Genomic DNA, 16,915 nt, shown 5'->3' with positions numbered 1-16,915 from the left:
CCCAACCCTTACACGACTGGAACAGGCTGTCAGAAGGATATTCAGGGCCGCGCGCTTGTGGCGCGGCGACGCTTGGCCTCGTCATATTTCAGCTCGATGTAGCGCTTCGCGTGCGCCGCAAGCAAATCATTATCCTCCCAGGTATCGCGCCAGATCGCGCAGGCGAGCGACAGGCCTTCATCGACAACCGTCGTCGAGAAGCTCTCGAACACGACGTCGCCGTTGTAACCGATGTCGAGCAGCGCGTCGAAGATCAGATCGAAGTTGATGACGCCGTCTCCGAGATAGCCGCGATTGCTTTCGCCGATGTGGAAGTAACCGATCTTATCGCCGGCAAGACGGATCGCGGCGGCCGGATTGGCTTCTTCGATGTTCATGTGGAACGTGTCGAGATGGAGACGGACATGCTGCGATCCTGTCTCGGAGATGAACTTGAGCCCTTGCGCCGTGGTATTCAGCAGGTTCGTCTCGAACCGGTTGACTACCTCCAGCACCAGGTCGACGTTCGCCTGCCTGGCGACTTCGCCGGTCGCGGCGATCGCGGCGACGCTGTTGTCCCAGCCCTTCTTCGTCGGCTGGCGATTGTACTTGGTGTGCGCGGAATAAAGAATCCCGCCGAGCTTGTTGCCGCCGATATCGCGGACCGCACGAACGGCGTCGGCCAGCGTCTGCTTGCCGGCGGACACCGCAGAAGCATCCTCGCTCGATACGTCTTTGTCGAGCGGCAGGCCCATGGTCACGCCAATCTCCAGATCGAGAGATTGTGCAAGCTTTGCCAGTCGATCGAGATTGAATTTCTCGGGGCGCAGATAGGCAAATTCGATGGTGCGATATCCGTGTTCCGCCGTCTTGTTGAGGGCCATTTCCAGGCCTTCCTGCGTTTGGCCGCCCGTCCATACAAATGAATGGATACCCAATCGACGCATAGGTTTTTCCTCCACGATATGCCAGTGATTTCGCCCAGTGCTATGCCATTTAGTTTGGCAAGACAACAAATAAATTTCGACACGCTCCTTTTATTGCCTCGCAAAATTACTTTGCAATGCAGCATTTTATGCCCATTGCCATCGCCTCACATTCGCTGGGGAAATTTGTTCCTGCGAAAATCAATGGGATAGACCATCTATTTGCATGGTTAGACAACAAATGTTGCGCTGTCAGTTTTTTTGGCCTACACAAAGCACCGGCGAAATGATCTCGCTGCTATCTGGGAGGATTGGAAATGCACTATGCTTTGAAGGCTAGCGCGCTTGCGCTGACGCTCGGCCTCGCGACGACCGCTTCGCCGGCCTGGGCTGACTTCTGGTCCGACGCCGGCGCAAAATTCAAGGGTGTGACACTGCACGGCGTCACCGAAAGCACCCCGCCATCGAACTACATCAAGAACGTGCTCGCTCCGGAATTCGAAAAGAAGACCGGCATCAAGGTCGAAATCGAGACGACGTCCTGGGATCAGATGTACGACAAGGCCATCAAGGACATGGAAGCCAAGACCGGCATCTATGACATGGTCTATATCGAGCAGGACATCATCTACTCCTATCTGGCCAGGAATTTCCTCGTCGACATCACCAAGACGCTGAAGGATCAGCCGGATCTGAAGGCGCCGACCTACGACGACTCGAATTTCACCAGCTTCTCCGACTACTTCAAGGATGCGAGTGGCGATCTCTTCGGCACTCCGATGGAAGCTTTTCTGAAGACATATCTCTATCGCAAGGACCTTTTCGACGATCCGAAGATCAAGGAGGCCTTCAAGAAGGAAACCGGCAAGGACCTGAAGCCGGCGACCACACACGAGGAATACACTCAGATCGCCGAATTCTTCACGAAGTACGGCAAGGACAATGGCATGGAGCTCTGGGGCACGACCGCTCAAGCCCATACGGGCCATCCGGCGTCGTGGTATGAATTCTTCGAGTCCATCGTACCGACGTTCGGCGTCTACAATTGGGGCATCGACGCCAAGAACAACTATGCGGCGACGGTCGAACACGGCGGCACGATGAACGGCGACAAGGCGAAGGCCGCGTTGAAGTATTGGCTGCACCTGCGCGACATCGCTCCGCCTGAATCGACGCAGTCGACCTGGACGGAAACCGCAACGACCTTCGCCGCCGGCCGTGTCGCCCAGGGGCTCATCTACGGTGAGAATGCTGCGTGGATTGCAAGCGATCCCGCGCAGTCGAAGGTTGTGGGACAGGTCGGATTCGCTCTGCCGCCGCTCGAGCCAGGCGTGTTGGACGATGCGAAAGCCGGAAAGGGCTACATCGGCTACTACGATGGCGGCGCCTTCGGCGTGCCGATCACGTCGAAGAACAAGGAAGCATCGCTGCTGTTCCTCGAATTCATCGGCCAGAACGAAGTGCAGCCCGACTGGGCCATCGCCGCACCACGCATCACCAACAAGGCGACGTTCGACGATCCGAAGGTGAAGGAGATGGATATCAAGCTCGGCGGCTTCTACACGATGCTGAAGGACGAGGGCAAACTCTTCGCCGGCGCTCCTCCCTACCCCTTCCATGCGCAGGTGCGTGAAGCGACCGCTCCGATCTTCTACGACATCCTGACCGGCAAGATCGCTCCCGATGAAGGCCTCGACCAGATGGCGGCCAAGGCCGAAGAGGAACTGACATCGCTCGGCTATCGCAAATAAACATCCTCCCCAACTGACGGGTCGTGTCCTACGACCCGTCATCTTTCGCTCCGGGATGGGGCGGACGTCGACACAACGTTCATGGGGGATAGGCGATGCATTCACAGAAGCTCGGGTGGCTGTTGCTGTCACCGACCATCGTGATCCTGGGGCTGTTCGGGATCTTTCCGTTCATCTACGTCCTCTGGGTCTCGTTCCATGCATGGAACCCGTTCGCAGCCAACCCGGGCATGGTCTTCAATTGGGCTGACAACTATCGGCGGCTCGTCTTCGATCCCCAATTCCTGGCCTCGCTCGGCATCACCCTCACATTCGTCTTCTTCGCGGTCGTGTCGGAGCTGGTCCTTGGCTACATCCTCGCCCAGGCGCTGCTGAAGGACTTTCCTGGGAAAGCGGTGTTTCGCACGATCCACACCCTGCCGCTGATCATGGCGCCGATCATCGTCGGTTCCGTCTGGAAGCTGATGACCACACCGTCCATCGGCATCATTCCCTATCTTCTCAGGAGTTGGTTCGGCTACGATCTGAACATCGGCCAGAGTGCTGCCGCGGCCTTCACCGTCACGGTGATCATGGACATCTGGCACTGGACGCCGCTCGTCACCCTCTCGCTGATCGCCGCACTGGTCTCGCTTCCGTCAGACCCGTTCGAGCAGGCGCAGATTGACGGCGCGGGCAAGAGCCAGATCTTCTGGCACATAACGCTCCCCTTGATCCGCCCGGCCCTGCTCGCCACGGTGTTCATCAGGCTGATGGACGCGCTACGCACCGTCGACGAAGTGCTGATGCTGACCGGAGGCGGCCCGGGTTCATCGACACGCTACATCGGTGTCCATATCTTCAAGGAAGTCTTCCCCAAGACGAATTACGGCTACGGTTCGGCGATCTCCGTCATCGTCCTATACCTGACGATCGTCGTCTGCTGGCTGCTCTACGTCGGCTTGATTGCGCCCCGCGTGAAGAGAGGTTGACGCGATGAAGACCCAGAACCCCTGGCTTCCGGTCGTACTTTGGACTTTGATAAGCCTAGCGACCCTTTTCCCGATCTACTGGCTGTTCGTCATATCGGTGAAACAGCCCTTCGATCTGTTCTCGACGCCCGATGTTATTCTCCGCAGCTTCTTCTGGAAGAACTACCAGGACGTGCTCACAAATCCGACCTTGCGCGGATACATGCTGAACTCGATGATCATTTCGTCAGGCAACGCGCTGCTCGTCACGACGCTCGGCTTTTTTGCCTGCTACGCGCTGACACGCTTCGACCTCGCCGGCAAGGAGAGCATCTTCTTCTGGACGATCACCAACCGCATGGCGCCTCCGGCGGTCTTCCTCCTGCCACTTTTCCTGCTGTTGACGCAGGTCTACAGGATCGGCGACTTCTCGCTCGCCGATTCCCGGCTGGGCATGATCCTGGTCTACTGCTCCTTCAACCTTCCCTTCGCCATCTGGACGCTACGCCCGACCGTAGAGGGAATTCCGAAGGAGTTGGACGAGGCGGCCTATATGGATGGCGCCAGCCCATGGACCGTCCTCTACGACATCGTCTTTCCTTTGGCGCGGCCCGGACTTGCAGTGACGCTGATCCTGACCTGGGTATTTGCGTGGAACGAATACCTCCTCGCTGCGACGCTCACCAACTTCAATGCGCGGACACTGACCACCGGCCTGTCGGAATACGTGACGACCACGGGGACGGCCTGGGGCATCATGGCCGCGATCTCAATGCTGACACTGGTTCCGGCGCTCATCGTCTTTTCGGTGGTGCAACGTCACATCGTTGCCGGCCTGACCTTCGGCGCAGTGAAAGGATGAAGCAATGACGTCTCAATCAGGAAATAACGAACGCAAGCCGGGATTTCTGCCGATCGAAACGAACTGGTTCGACCGGCTCTTCATCTCGGTGGTGCTCTGGGTCGCGCTCTCGCTGTTCTGGATGCGGTTCATCGAGCCGTTCGGGCTTTCGGTATGGTTCGCGGCGGCAATCGCGGCAGTCCTCGGCGTCTACGTCGTCTGGAAGGGATGAGCCGATGAGTAACACCACAGAGACAAAAGCCGCGCTGCTTTAGGGAGGAACGACATTGGCAAACGTACAGGTAAGCGACGTCACCAAAAAGTATGGCGCGCTTCAGGTCATGCACGGCGTCAGCGTCGACATCGAGGACGGCGAATTCGTCGTGCTGGTCGGGCCCTCCGGATGCGGCAAGTCTACCCTGCTGCGGATGATCGCCGGTCTCGAGACCGTCAGCAGCGGTGACATCCGGATCGGCGGCCGTGTCGTCACCAACGCTCCTCCGAAGGAGCGCGACATCGCGATGGTCTTCCAGAGCTACGCGCTCTACCCCCATAAGACCGTCGCCGAGAACATGGGCTTTCCGCTGAAGATGGCCAAGCGCCCCAAGGCGGAGATCGACGAGAAGGTCGGCAGGGCGGCCGAGATCCTCGACCTGACGCGTTATCTCGACCGCTATCCGAAGCAATTGTCGGGTGGGCAGCGTCAACGCGTGGCGATGGGCCGTGCCATCGTCCGCGATCCGAAGGTCTTCCTGTTCGACGAGCCGTTGTCGAACCTCGACGCCAAACTTCGCGTCACCATGCGCGTCGAGATCAAGGAGCTTCACCAGCGGCTGAAGACCACCACCGTCTACGTCACCCACGATCAGATCGAGGCGATGACGATGGCCAACAAGATCGTGGTGATGCGCGACGGCAGGGTCGAGCAGATCGGCAAGCCGCTCGATCTTTACGACTTCCCGGTCAACCTCTTCGTCGCCGGCTTCATCGGCAGCCCATCGATGAATCTTCTTCAGGGCCGCGTCGCCACCCGCGACGGCAGGAAGTTTGTCGTCACCGACCAAGGTGTCGCCCTTCCCATGGAAAACACCAAGGTGGATGAAGGAAGGGCCGTGACCTACGGCATCCGACCGGAGCATATCACCATCGGCGACGACGGCGTTCCGGTAGAGGTATCGGTGTTCGAGCCCACGGGTTCGGAGACATTGATCTTCGGCCGCGTCGGAGGCGTGCCCATCGACGCGTTGATCCGCGAGCGCATCGAGGTAGATCCCGGACGGACGATGTACTTCCACATCGATCCCCGACGTGCACATATCTTCGATCGGGAAACGGGCCAGAGACTGTGAGGGAGACCACCATGGACTTCAAAGGAAAGACGGTCATCGTTACCGGTGCTGGAAAAGGCATCGGACGCGAAATTGCGAGGATGCTCATCGAGCGTGGTGCTGAGGTCGTCGCTCTGACCCGCAGTGCGAGCGACGTCGACCTGCTGCGAGAGGAACCCGGCTGCCGCGCCATACAGGTCGATCTCGCGGACGCCGATGCGACCAGGGAGGCGGCGATCGCGGCCCTTCCGGCAGATTTCCTCGTCAACTGCGCCGGCACGACCGAACTGCAGCCTTTCCTGGATACGACAGTCGAAGCATTCGACCGTCTTGTTGCGGTCAACACGCGTGCTCCGATGATCGTGGCGCAGGAATATGCTCGTTCGCTGATTAAGGAGGGCCGCAAGGGCGCCATCGTCAATGTCTCATCGGTCGCGTCGTTTATCGGCATCCCCGACCACGCTGCATATTGTGCGTCGAAGGGTGGATTGGACGGCTTGACGCGTGTCATGGCAAAGGAACTTGGGCCGCACGGCATACGCGCGAACGGCGTCCACCCAACGGTGACGCTGACGCCAATGGCGGTGAAGGCATGGAGCGATCCCGACAAGGCCGCCGGGATGAAGCAGCGAATTCCCGTCGGCCGCTTCGCCGAGCCGAGTGACATCGCCGACGTCGTTCTTTTCCTGCTCTCAGATCAGGCTGCGATGGTGAACGGGATATCGATGCCGGTGGACGGCGGCTTCATGATTGCGTGACGTTGACGGCGCCGCGCGTCTTTTCAAGGATCTACTGCACCAAACGGCGCAACTGGTCCTGATCAACAAAATGATCCGTCACGCCGGCCTCTTTATCCGGATGACTGAAAACAAGACCGTCGGAATCCTCAAGCTCCAGGGCTTGCTCCGTATTCATAATCCCGAGCGGCTGGCGCTCATACTCGGACTCGAGCGCCGCCTCGACGATGGCTTTCTTCTTGCGCATATTCATGTCCTCCGTTGCTCAATGGATAACGGATGGCCGGACTCGCAGTTCCCATTAGGGATTCACGATATAAGACCGGGTGAAACGAACGCTCGCATACACCACGGCCGCCGCGCGGGCGGTGGTGTTTCCCTGGTGTAGACGCTTTCGTTGAGACAGCTCCCGGTACTGGCGACACTGCCTAATTCGGCAAGGCGTCACGCCCGTCGGCGGCTCTTTGAACCAAACGGGCAACCACTTCAGTGCGGTTCTGCGCCTGCAGCTTGCGCATGATGTGTTGCACATGCATCTTTACCGTATGCCCCGACAAATTGAGTTTTCCTGCAATTACCTTATTTGAGCATCCACATTGCAACTCTGCGAGGACATCCGCTTCGCGAGGAGTGAAATCGGCAATCGCCAAGTACTGCGTCCTATCATCCAATCTTTTTTCAGCCTCGTTTCTGGCCGGACTATGTTCGTTTGAGCCGTTTGTGACCGCTCCCAAAAGCTGCGGGAAAAAGGTTCCTCCTGCCAGAACGAGACCAAGACCGGCAAGGGCAATGTCAACGGGAAGTGAAGTCGAGAAAAAGCCGCGGATGCCCACCTTGAGCGCTTGACGCGCTATGATGGCGTCATCCGTACCTGAGAGCAACGTGATAGGAGCCTCAGGAAAACGTGCCGTAATCGCCGCGAGGTCATCACGCAGGCTGGAGCTCTCAACACCTCTTCCGGCCAGATCCAATGCAATCAAACGCACCTCGGCTCCAAGTGCTCGATCGAGACTCTCGGTCGAGATCAAATCGATAAAGTTCCAGCCGGCGAGTTCACGCTCAAGAAGCTTCACTACGGTCGTGCGCGCCAGTGTAGAATGCCCAACGATGATCACAGTTGGTGCATTGCGCCCCATACGGCGCTTAATTCCAGCACTGTCGGACACTTGCGTGCTCCCCAGAATATTTGCAACCAACAGGCATTCATACTATGCCTGTTCTCACTACATGTCATGATAAAAAGAGAGTCTATTGTCGATATCGATAGTCAGATCTCTCATGATAATTCTTATAGCTAAGGTTTCAGCGAGAGATGACTGGGGCCTGCAGAGCACATTGAAGAGCTTGTTCATGATGACATGCAGATTCGACTTGTCGCTTCAGACTTACCGGTCTTCTCCGAGTTCACGTACGGCAAGCAGGTCAACAGAGCTTTCAAAGGCACTGAAAAGGCAACGTATATAATGAAGATCCATTCAGAAAAGATCTACTTGATATAACTAGATTCCGATCATCTTGGCTTTGTTACCATATCTCAATTCAAAATTGTCGCAGACCCGACAGCAAAACAGCAAACGCGAAAAGCAACAGACGGACAAGATCACCGACTACCCATTATGATTACTAAATGATTCGGCTCTATCGATGCATTATTACCCAGTTGGGCATCGTTTTCACTTAGGCAGCATCGCGCCGGCACCAGCCAGATGCCGGACAGAGGTCACGGCCTCTGACGGCCGAATCGGCGACAATGCGGATGCGATCATGGTGGATTGTTCGGCATCCCAGTGAGCCGGCCGTTCGGGGGTCATGTCGGATGCAGGTGGGGAGCTATCCGCTAGCGAGCATGTCGCGCAAAAAGTTTTGCGATAACGACATGCGTAAAACCAACGACCTCAAGCGCGAGGAGCGAAACTGAAAGATCGCGGCGCGCTCTAGCCATGCATGAAGCTCAGAATGTCGTCTACCAGAGCGGAATGGGCGTCGGTGAGGTTACCGTCTCCGCCGTGGCCTGCGATGCCGGCCAATTGAAGCGCATGCTGATCATAGAGAACATGATCGATCTGTTGGGCGTCCGCCGTCCCACCGGCGGGAACGGCAATGTTGATGGGATGGAAATAGCCGACATTGACGTCGACCATGCTGCCGGTTGACGATCCGTCGCCGCCACCGCCACCCGCATGGTTGCCGGTGAAGATCGTGTCCGACGACAGGTTGAAGCCACCGCCGTTGCCGCCGATGCCGGCGATCTGCACAGTGCCCTGATCGAAAATGACATTGTTTGTCTGATGAGCCTCCGCCGAGCCGCCTGCGGCGCCGATGGCGATGTTGATCGGCGAGAAGATGGCTATACTTATGTCGACCATGCTGCCGACGAAATATCCATCGCCGCCGTGGCCCGCATAAAAGTCGCCGGTCAATGTCAGCGCCGTTCCCGGGCTCATCGACGAGCCATGGCTCGCGACGTTATGGTCTCCGCCCGAGCCGCCCATGCCGCCGATCTGGGTTGCGCCCTGCAGAAACAAAGCATTGTTCGATTGCTCGGCGTGCGCCTCCGCGCCAGGGCCCGCAGCCACAGCGGTATTCACGGGGGCAAACAGCGCGACTTCGGTGCTTACGAGTCCACCGTAGAAGACGCCATCTCCCCCAGTGCCGGCATGATTGGCGCCATCGCCGCTGCCCACGGCAACATTGCCGCTTCCGCCATTCCCGCCTATCCCGGCCATTTCGGTGGGATGCTGATTGATGAGCGCATCGTTGCCCTGGAAAGCGTCGGCGCTCGAATGAGGTCCCGCAATAGCGGCATTGGACGGCATGAAGACGGCCAATGCGTTGCTGCTGATCACGCCTTCGCTTATCCCGTCACCGCCGCTGCCGGCTGAATTGGAGCTCGAACCGGAAGCAACATCCAATGGAAGCCAGGTCGGCACCAGCGCCAGATGCCCCGCGGCCAGACTGGAGGCGAGGTTTTGATCGGTGCCCGCTTTGGGCGAATCTTCCAAGAAGGGACGAATTTCCGTCATTGCCGTCTCCATCCGCGGTCAACCGCACGTCCGCCAAGCGTGTCGCGCATGTAGCCTGAATTATTCAGCCATTGTGCCTCTGAAGTTAAGAAAAGCAGAGCCTGCAATTCGTCTACATCCCGTCGGCTAGGTCTATAGCCATTTGGCTATCATGGCCGTAACGCCCCGTTGTGCAGGTTTGACAGCACTCAACCCGCCTTCGGGCTAGAGTCCTGCATTGGCCTCCGTTTTCGTGGCGGGTTGATTTTTCTCGCCCCAAACAGAATCTCCTCCGCCAAGCGCAGCCTGGTCAGGACCTCGGAATACGGCCGGTTCGCTTCGGCGGCCGTTTGGGAAAAACGACGTCGCTTCGACGAGGCCGCAGACATGATCATGCTCATCCCATCCGGCGCAAGATCACCAAATACCAATCCAAAATAACGCTCCGCCACCTCCAAGCATACGCCCGAAGGAATGTCGCCGAATATCTAGATAGTACGCAGATTGAATCGCGGGCAATATTCGCCTGCGGCTGTATTGTCTGGCGGTGACATACTAATACCCACGCCGTAGGGGGAACGCCGTAGAATTAAAACGGACGAACCAAAGTAGAAGGAGTGACTGAAATGCCTATCCCACAAATATCTGACACGATTCACCTTAATCACCCAGATGCAGGTGACGCGAATGCCGGCAACGGCGGTGATGGCCACAATAATGGGAATATTGACTACAACCCGGTTGCATATGTAGACCCCGTGCAAACGGTCGACGGGGCATCTACCCATCTGCACAACGGCGATCACGTTTGGCAGACGGCAGATTGGGACGCCGGCAATGGCGGACCCGGTGGCTTTACCCAGGCCCAGAACGGCTTCCTGGCGGCAATCTCAAACAGCGGCGCCGGCGGCGCGGGGGGAGATTCCGACTCCAACGGCAGTCAAGGAAACTCAAGCGGCCACGACACGGCTGCGGTGGCTGCGGCTACGACCGCGACACAATATACGCAGCTCGTGGCCGATCAGCATGCCACCATTCTCGCAGGCGTCGGCGGTAACGGCGGCAACGGGAACTACGCTCTGGGCGGCGACATCTCGTCAGCATTGGTTCACACCAATCCAGAAACGACGACGGTGCACAATGATCTCGATCATTTCATAAACGCCTTCGGCCATATCGATGTCAGCCATCTTGGCTCATGAACTCATCTCCCTTGAGGGTCGCTCGTTTCGACTGGCGACCCTCAGGCTTACTGAACCAGCCCGCAGCCTCTTCTTGTCAGTATCCAGTGCAGCGAGATCTGACGATGACAACGATTTCGATAAAGCCATCGATAAAGCCATCGCGGCCGCAGACACACCTCGTTGCGGCGCTCCGGGCTTGTGCCGGAGCCTTCGGGTTGGTCTTCCTCTATAGCTGCGGCTATAACCTCTTTCTTCTGACGCCTTCCATCTATCTCCTGCAGATCTATGACAGGGTCCTGTCGAGCCGAAGTGCCGACACGCTGCTGATGCTGACGATGATCATCGCCATAGCAGTGTTGGTCGGGTCCATGCTGGACATCGTGCGCAGGGCAGCTCTTTCGCGCATCGGTAGCTGGCTGGACCACAGGCTCCGGCCCATGGTGCTGACCGCATCATTCGAATATGCCGCGCTCGCCGATGCGGGAGCCGCCACGGAGTGTTACAGGGACCTGGCCGCACTACGCCAATTCCTCGATTCACCGGCTAGCGCCCTTTTTTTTGACGTTCCCTGGGCGCCAGTATTCCTGCTCCTGCTGTTTCTTGTTCACCCGCTGCTTGGGACCATCGGTCTTCTATGCGCATTTGCACTTCTGCTGTTCGCGTTCCTGACGGAACTGGCGACGCGAGAGCCGCTTGCCCACGCCAACCTTGCCCTTTCGAGGAGCTATTTCCGATTTGCGACCGCCCTCAAAAACATCGAGGTGATCCGGGCAATGGGCATGCAGGATGGCGCAGCGATGATGGTCTATCGCGAGGCGGAAATGGCGAGAAGAACGCAGGACATCGCGATGCATCGCACGGAGATCATTCTTGGATTCTCCAAATCGATCCGCACACTCGCGCAGATCCTCATGATGGGATCTGCTACATGGCTGGTGCTCGTAAACAACGGCAGTCCCGGAATCATCTTCGTTGCGAGCTTGCTGCTCGGGCGCGGGCTTGCACCGATCGAGGGCGCAATAGGTGCATGGCGCTCCTTTACCTTTGCACGCAATGCTTTCAATCGCTTGAACAGAATGCTGATCGCCGTTGCATCGAACCAGGATGCCCGAATGGTGCCGGTACCGGAACGTAACGGCCTCGTTCTCGATGACGTCAGCTACATCCAGCCATTCGCCGATCGGCCGATATTGACAGGCGTCACGTTGCGCCTCGCGCCCGGCGACTGCATAGCGCTCATCGGTCCGTCGGGATCGGGGAAATCGACTCTCGGTCGCGTCATGGCAGGCGTTGTGCAAGCAACGAGCGGCTGTGCTCTTCTCGGCGGGGTCGATATCACGGCTCTGCGCCTTTGCGGAGGGACCCGCCACGTCGGATACCTGCCGCAAGACATCGAACTTTTCGGAGGAGCGATCAAGGATGTGATCGGCCGGCTGGACGGAGGAGATCCCGGCAAAGCAATCGACGCCGCGAAGCTGGTTGGATTGCACGACGCGATCATGCGGCTGCCCCAGGGCTACGAGACCGATATCGGTGAGGGTGGGAACCTGCTCCTTCGAGCTCAGCGTCAACAGCTGGGACTGGCACGCGCGGCTTATGGAAATCCATCTCTGATCGTTCTCGACGATCCGAACTCGAGCCTGGATTATGACGGCGAACGGATGCTGTTCACTGCAATCGAGCGCATGAAATCCAGGGGGATGACCGTCGTTATCATAACGCACCGGATGGGGATCCTGCCAGTCACCAACAAGATTGCCATCATGCGTAACGGGACTGTGGCTGCCATCGGCGACAGTGAGCGGATTTATGAAACCTATCTTCAACCACCGTCTCGAACAGGAACGTAGGGAGGGACGCCGCCATGACCCTGGTTCAACTGGACGCAACGCCGGCGAGAGTTTCAAATTCGCCAAGGACGGACCAGCGGTTCGCTCAACGATCGACAGCGACAGCCAGGCAACAGACGGTCTATTCGCCGGTGATCGAACAGAAACAGCGCGGACCGGCCCCGTCTTCGCCCATGCCGGGGCTGAGAGGCGTTGTTTGGACGGGTAACCTGTTGATCCTGGTTTTCATCGTCGGATTGGGAATCTGGTCGGTTCTGGCGCCGCTGAAAAGCGCTGCGATCGCATCGGGCGTTATCGAACCGGAGTCCAGCCGCAAGACCATTCAGCATCTGGAAGGCGGAATTGTGCGACGGATCCGCGTCAGAAACGGCGATGCCGTCATGGCCGGGCAAATCGTGATAGAACTCGACGACACGAAGTCTCGCTCGGAGCGCGACAGCATCCAAGGGCAACTTTGGGACGCCGAAGGAAGCCGCGCCCGCCTGCTTGCGGAGCAGACGGGCGACGACCATGTCGCCTATCCTGAGGATCTCAGGGCAGCAATCGACAAATATCCTTCGGTCAGCGCGATTCTGATCGGTCAACAGAAAATCTTCGAAGCCCGTCGCCGGGTCATGCAGGCGGAAATTCAGATCGCCAATGAAAAAATCGCGCAGGTGCGGCAGGAAATCGTCGGACTTGGCGCGCAAAAGGCAGCATTGGCCGACAGAGCCGCAATCTCGAGCCAAGAACTGGATCAGGTTACGGCCCTCAACGCCAAGGGACTGGAAACAAGGAGCAGGCTTCTCAACCTCCAGCGGGAAAAAGCAGACCTTGACGGCCAGCAGGGTCAAGTAGAGGCACAGATCTCTCGCGCCTACCAGGTGATCAGCGAGTCACAGGCCGATCTCGCAAAGCTTGAGAGCGACCGGTTGAGCGAAGTCGCCCAGGGCATGCGTGCTACGGAAAGCCAGATCATGCAATTGCGCGAGCGCTTGCGGGCGATCGACGACCAGCTTTCAAGGACCGATATCCGTGCGCCCGAAGATGGAACAATCATGAACCTGCGCATCCACACAGCCGGTGGGGTAGTCGGCGCGGGCGAACCGCTCGTCGATCTTCTGCCGCGCTCCGATCGCCTTGTCGTGTCTGTCCACGTCAGGCCGGAAGATATCAATGTCGTTCGTGCCGGGCTCGCGGCACAGGTTCACCTCCTTCCATACAATCAGCGGCGCGTTCCACTCCTGAAAGGTCGGGTCGAGTATGTATCGGCGGACCGTCTCACCGATACGGCAAGCGGCCAACCCTACTATGCCGCGACAATCCGCGTAACGGACGAGCGGTTGGCGAAAATGAAGGATGTCGAAATGGTCGCCGGCATGCCCGCACAGACCCTGATCGAGACCGGCAAAAGCAGCGTGGCACTCTATGCACTCAGACCTCTTCTCGACAGTTTCAACAGAGCATTTCGTGAGGACTAAAGCGGTGATGGGCAAGAGAAAATTCGACGACGACCAGATTACGGGCATTCTGAAGGAGCACCAAGCCGGGGTGACGGTGGCAGATGTTTGCCACAGGTACGGCATCAGCGAGCCGACCTTCTATCGGTGGCAATCCCTGCAGTTCGGAAATGTCGGTCTTCATGTCAGAAGGGTGAGAGCCCTGGAGGAAGAAAACCAGAAGCTCAAGAAGCTTTTGGCCGAATCCATGCTCTCGGCGGCAACGCTGAGCGAGATGCTGGCGAAGACATCGAAAGGGCGAAACTAAACTGTCAGCAGAGGGGTTTGTTGGCCGCCTTCTGGCTAAGGCTATCCGATACTATGCATACGATTAGTAGGGAAATGTGTGGTGCCCAGGACCGGAATCGAACCAGTGACACGCGGATTTTCAATCCGCTGCTCTACCAACTGAGCTACCTGGGCTAACCAGCTTCCGATGGACCTTTTTCAGAAAAAGAACCGCGGGGCTTTGGTGCGCCCCGGAAGCGAGCGGGGTTATAGCATCTTGTTCGGCCATGGCAAGCGGTCAAATGACTCTTTTTTGACGGTCCTGCCGGTTTTGCCGATTCATGAGGAAAAATAATAGCTTCGCGGGCGCTTTAGCTCGTTGTTTTATGCATGTCATACTCCCGGAATCGCTTCACGCTCCCTGATGACATGCTTCAGTTTTCCTCATCCGGATATTCGGCCTTGGTCTCGTCGTCGGCAACGGGAATCGCATAGGCGCCGGTCAGCCAGCGGGAGAGATCGACCTCGCGGCAGCGGTTGGAGCAGAAGGGGTAATGTTCGCGGTGAGAGGGCTTGCCGCATTCGGGGCAAGGGCGCGCCTTGCGCAGCGGTTCGACCTTGGCGGCGGCTTTTTTGTCTTCAGGCACAATCGGTCCGTCCTAATTCAGGAATTGGCCGCGGGCTTCAACCCTCGGGCCACCGGCTATGCACATCGAAGCCTTCGCCGGTCAGAAGCACAATGGTTTCATAAAGCGGCAGGCCGACGACATTGGTGTAGGAGCCCACCATCTTCTGCACGAAGGTGCCGGCAAGGCCCTGGATGCCGTAGGCGCCTGCCTTACCGCGCCACTGGCCGGAGGCCAGGTAGTTCTCGATCTCGAAACCGGAGAGGCGCTTGAAGCGCACCTTGGTCTCGACGATCTTCTGGCGGATCTTGCGATCCGGCGTCACCAGACAAACGCCGGTGTAGACGAGATGGTTGCGTCCCGACAGCAGATGCAGCGAACTCAACGCCTCGTCGGCAAATTCGGCCTTGCCGAGAATACGCCGGCCGACGGCGACCACCGTATCGGCGGCGAGGATATAGCTGCCCTTCCAGGTGATGTCGCCCTTGATGGCGGCGAGCGCTGCCTCGGCCTTCTCGGCCGAAAGCCTGCGGGCGAGCGAACGCGGATGCTCCGATTTCTTCGGCGCCTCATCGATATCCATCGGCATCAGGCGCGCGGGCTCGATGCCGGCCTGGTTGAGCAGGTCGACGCGACGGGGCGAGCCCGAGGCCAGAATGAGCTTGTATTTCAGCGCCATGGAACCTCGACCATCGGCAGGCGGGGGAACACCCCTTGCAAGACCTTTGGCAAATTTACTTGAAACGGTAGGTGATGCGGCCCTTGGTCAGATCGTAGGGCGTCATTTCCACAAGCACCTTGTCGCCGGCGAGAACGCGGATGCGGTTCTTGCGCATGCGGCCGGCGGTGTGGGCGATGATCTCGTGTTCGTTTTCGAGCTTCACGCGGAACGTCGCATTCGGCAGAAGTTCGGTGACGATACCGGGGAATTCGAGGACTTCTTCTTTCGGCATATAAGTGTTTTCTTCCTGTGGGTTGAATAGGCAGCGCAGCGCGCGCCTTTAAAATTTGCGCGGAAACTACACAATCAACGCAGGTTTGTGAACCTTGTTGGACGGCCTTTCCTTTATTTGTTTTCATGCCGTTTGCGCGGCAATGCCATTTCGTTTGAGTAGCCGGCTTTCGATGAGGCCAGCCAGGTGATCGCGGACCTCGCGATAACTCTCCAGAATCTGCTCGCGTGTTCCGCTGACAACCGTCGGATCCATGGTCGGCCAGTAGATGACGTCGATTGCATTCGATCGCGTCAGCTCGAGTGCGGCATGATGGGCCGGCGGCGACAGCGTGATGATCAGATCGAAATAATCGTCCTCGAGCTCTTCCAGCGTCTGCGGCAGGCGGCGCCCGAGGGAAAGCCCGATCTCATCGAGCACGACATCGACGAAAGGATCGCGCTCGCCGGCGCGTACGCCGGCCGACCTGATATAGGTATTACCAGGCAGAATACTACGGGCGATCGCTTCGGCCATTGGCGAGCGGATGGAATTCATCCCGCACATGAAAAGGATGGCGCCCGGCCTCTTTCCCTCCTCGATGTCGGCGGCGCGATCCATTGCCGTCATCCGCGCCAGTAGAGCACACAGACCAGGGTGAACAGGCGCCGGGCGGTGTCGAAATCGACCTCTATCTTGCCGGTCAGCCTATCCTTCAGCGTCTGCGAACCTTCATTGTGGATGCCGCGCCGACCCATGTCGATCGCCTCGATGCGGCTCGGCGTCGATGAACGGATCGCCTCGTAATAGCTCTCGCAGATCATGAAGTAATCCTTGACGATCCGCCGGAAGGGTGTGAGCGACAGGATATGGGTGGCGACGTCGCCGCCCTCTTCGGTGGTGACGGCGAAAACCAGTTTTGAATCGACCAGCGAGATCTTCAGCCGGTAGGGCCCGCCGGAATGGCCGAGCGGCGCAAAACTGTTCTCCTCGATCAGATCGAAGATGGCGACGGCGCGTTCATGCTCGACATCGGGCGTCGAACGGCCGATCGTATCGTCAAGGACGACGTCGCAAAGCCGGAAATCGCCCTTCGCCATGCC

At 58.2% G+C, this 16,915-nt stretch carries 19 protein-coding genes and 1 tRNA gene; 10 read left to right on the top strand and 10 right to left on the bottom strand.

Annotated features, from left to right (window positions below; translation table 11 throughout):
• Positions 1-41 precede the first annotated feature (41 nt).
• Positions 42-926, bottom strand: a complete 885-nt coding sequence (locus HJB89_RS20155; protein ID WP_221116111.1) for a sugar phosphate isomerase/epimerase — start codon at positions 924-926, stop codon at positions 42-44.
• Between the two features lie 296 nt (positions 927-1,222).
• Between HJB89_RS20155 and HJB89_RS20150 the strand changes: the two genes are divergently transcribed.
• The 6 genes from HJB89_RS20150 (at position 1,223) to HJB89_RS20125 (ending at position 6,533) form a co-directional block, all read left to right on the top strand.
• Positions 1,223-2,656, top strand: a complete 1,434-nt coding sequence (locus HJB89_RS20150; protein ID WP_207582880.1) for an extracellular solute-binding protein — start codon at positions 1,223-1,225, stop codon at positions 2,654-2,656.
• A gap of 95 nt (positions 2,657-2,751) precedes the next feature.
• Positions 2,752-3,627, top strand: coding sequence for a carbohydrate ABC transporter permease (locus HJB89_RS20145; RefSeq protein WP_007633420.1), 876 nt, complete (start codon positions 2,752-2,754; stop codon positions 3,625-3,627).
• A gap of 4 nt (positions 3,628-3,631) precedes the next feature.
• The gene (locus tag HJB89_RS20140; RefSeq protein WP_207582879.1) at positions 3,632-4,468 is read left to right on the top strand and encodes a carbohydrate ABC transporter permease; all 837 of its coding nucleotides are present in this window, start codon (positions 3,632-3,634) and stop codon (positions 4,466-4,468) included.
• Between the two features lie 4 nt (positions 4,469-4,472).
• Entirely contained in the window at positions 4,473-4,679 is a 207-nt protein-coding gene (locus HJB89_RS20135; RefSeq protein ID WP_221116112.1) for a DUF2160 family membrane protein, read from the top strand.
• 55 nt (positions 4,680-4,734) lie between these two features.
• A complete protein-coding gene (locus tag HJB89_RS20130) occupies positions 4,735-5,796 on the top strand; it encodes an ABC transporter ATP-binding protein (RefSeq protein ID WP_207582877.1) in 1,062 nt (353 codons plus the stop codon).
• Between the two features lie 11 nt (positions 5,797-5,807).
• A complete protein-coding gene (locus tag HJB89_RS20125) occupies positions 5,808-6,533 on the top strand; it encodes an SDR family oxidoreductase (RefSeq protein WP_207582876.1) in 726 nt (241 codons plus the stop codon).
• A gap of 31 nt (positions 6,534-6,564) precedes the next feature.
• Here HJB89_RS20125 and HJB89_RS20120 read toward each other — a convergent pair whose 3' ends face one another.
• The 3 genes from HJB89_RS20120 to HJB89_RS20110 form a co-directional block, all read right to left on the bottom strand.
• Positions 6,565-6,765 (bottom strand): hypothetical protein, encoded by a 201-nt coding sequence (locus tag HJB89_RS20120; RefSeq protein ID WP_207582875.1) that lies wholly within the window; start codon positions 6,763-6,765, stop codon positions 6,565-6,567.
• Between the two features lie 175 nt (positions 6,766-6,940).
• Positions 6,941-7,648 carry a response regulator transcription factor gene (locus HJB89_RS20115; protein WP_221116146.1) on the bottom strand — a complete coding sequence of 236 codons (708 nt, stop codon included), beginning with the start codon at positions 7,646-7,648 and terminating at the stop codon, positions 6,941-6,943.
• A gap of 798 nt (positions 7,649-8,446) precedes the next feature.
• A complete protein-coding gene (locus HJB89_RS20110; protein WP_221116114.1) occupies positions 8,447-9,535 on the bottom strand; it encodes a hypothetical protein in 1,089 nt (362 codons plus the stop codon).
• Between the two features lie 605 nt (positions 9,536-10,140).
• On the opposite strand from HJB89_RS20110, the gene HJB89_RS20105 reads away from it, so the two are divergent.
• The 4 genes from HJB89_RS20105 (at position 10,141) to HJB89_RS20090 (ending at position 14,294) form a co-directional block, all read left to right on the top strand.
• Positions 10,141-10,716 carry a PE-PGRS family protein gene (locus tag HJB89_RS20105; RefSeq protein WP_207582873.1) on the top strand — a complete coding sequence of 192 codons (576 nt, stop codon included), beginning with the start codon at positions 10,141-10,143 and terminating at the stop codon, positions 10,714-10,716.
• Positions 10,717-10,820: 104 nt separating this feature from the next.
• Complete coding sequence (locus HJB89_RS20100) at positions 10,821-12,548, top strand: type I secretion system permease/ATPase (RefSeq protein WP_207584250.1); 1,728 nt, start codon at positions 10,821-10,823, stop codon at positions 12,546-12,548.
• A gap of 14 nt (positions 12,549-12,562) precedes the next feature.
• On the top strand, positions 12,563-14,008 hold the full coding sequence (locus tag HJB89_RS20095; protein WP_221150437.1) for an HlyD family type I secretion periplasmic adaptor subunit: 1,446 nt from the start codon (positions 12,563-12,565) through the stop codon (positions 14,006-14,008).
• A 7-nt stretch (positions 14,009-14,015) separates the two neighbouring features.
• Positions 14,016-14,294 (top strand): transposase, encoded by a 279-nt coding sequence (locus HJB89_RS20090; RefSeq protein ID WP_207582871.1) that lies wholly within the window; start codon positions 14,016-14,018, stop codon positions 14,292-14,294.
• A gap of 79 nt (positions 14,295-14,373) precedes the next feature.
• Here HJB89_RS20090 and HJB89_RS20085 read toward each other — a convergent pair.
• From HJB89_RS20085 to HJB89_RS20060, 6 genes are all read right to left on the bottom strand, one after another.
• Positions 14,374-14,449 (bottom strand) — tRNA-Phe (locus HJB89_RS20085).
• A gap of 239 nt (positions 14,450-14,688) precedes the next feature.
• A complete protein-coding gene (gene yacG, locus HJB89_RS20080) occupies positions 14,689-14,901 on the bottom strand; it encodes a DNA gyrase inhibitor YacG (RefSeq protein WP_049732883.1) in 213 nt (70 codons plus the stop codon).
• Positions 14,902-14,938: 37 nt separating this feature from the next.
• A complete protein-coding gene (locus HJB89_RS20075) occupies positions 14,939-15,559 on the bottom strand; it encodes a Maf-like protein (RefSeq protein WP_007633452.1) in 621 nt (206 codons plus the stop codon).
• Positions 15,560-15,614: 55 nt separating this feature from the next.
• Positions 15,615-15,833 carry a translation initiation factor IF-1 gene (gene infA / locus HJB89_RS20070; protein ID WP_003545338.1) on the bottom strand — a complete coding sequence of 73 codons (219 nt, stop codon included), beginning with the start codon at positions 15,831-15,833 and terminating at the stop codon, positions 15,615-15,617.
• Positions 15,834-15,956: 123 nt separating this feature from the next.
• Positions 15,957-16,442, bottom strand: coding sequence for a low molecular weight phosphatase family protein (locus HJB89_RS20065; protein ID WP_221116116.1), 486 nt, complete (start codon positions 16,440-16,442; stop codon positions 15,957-15,959).
• On the bottom strand, positions 16,439-16,912 hold the full coding sequence (locus tag HJB89_RS20060) for a UPF0262 family protein (protein ID WP_221116117.1): 474 nt from the start codon (positions 16,910-16,912) through the stop codon (positions 16,439-16,441). Before HJB89_RS20060 ends, HJB89_RS20065 begins: the two co-directional genes overlap by 4 nt.
• Between the last annotated feature and the right edge of the window lie 3 nt (positions 16,913-16,915).

The sequence above is a fragment of the Rhizobium sp. NZLR8 genome, assembly GCF_019685025.1.
Classification (GTDB): domain Bacteria; phylum Pseudomonadota; class Alphaproteobacteria; order Rhizobiales; family Rhizobiaceae; genus Rhizobium.
The sequence above is the reverse complement of the archived record's forward strand: the minus strand, read 5'-3'. Positions and strand labels throughout refer to the sequence as shown.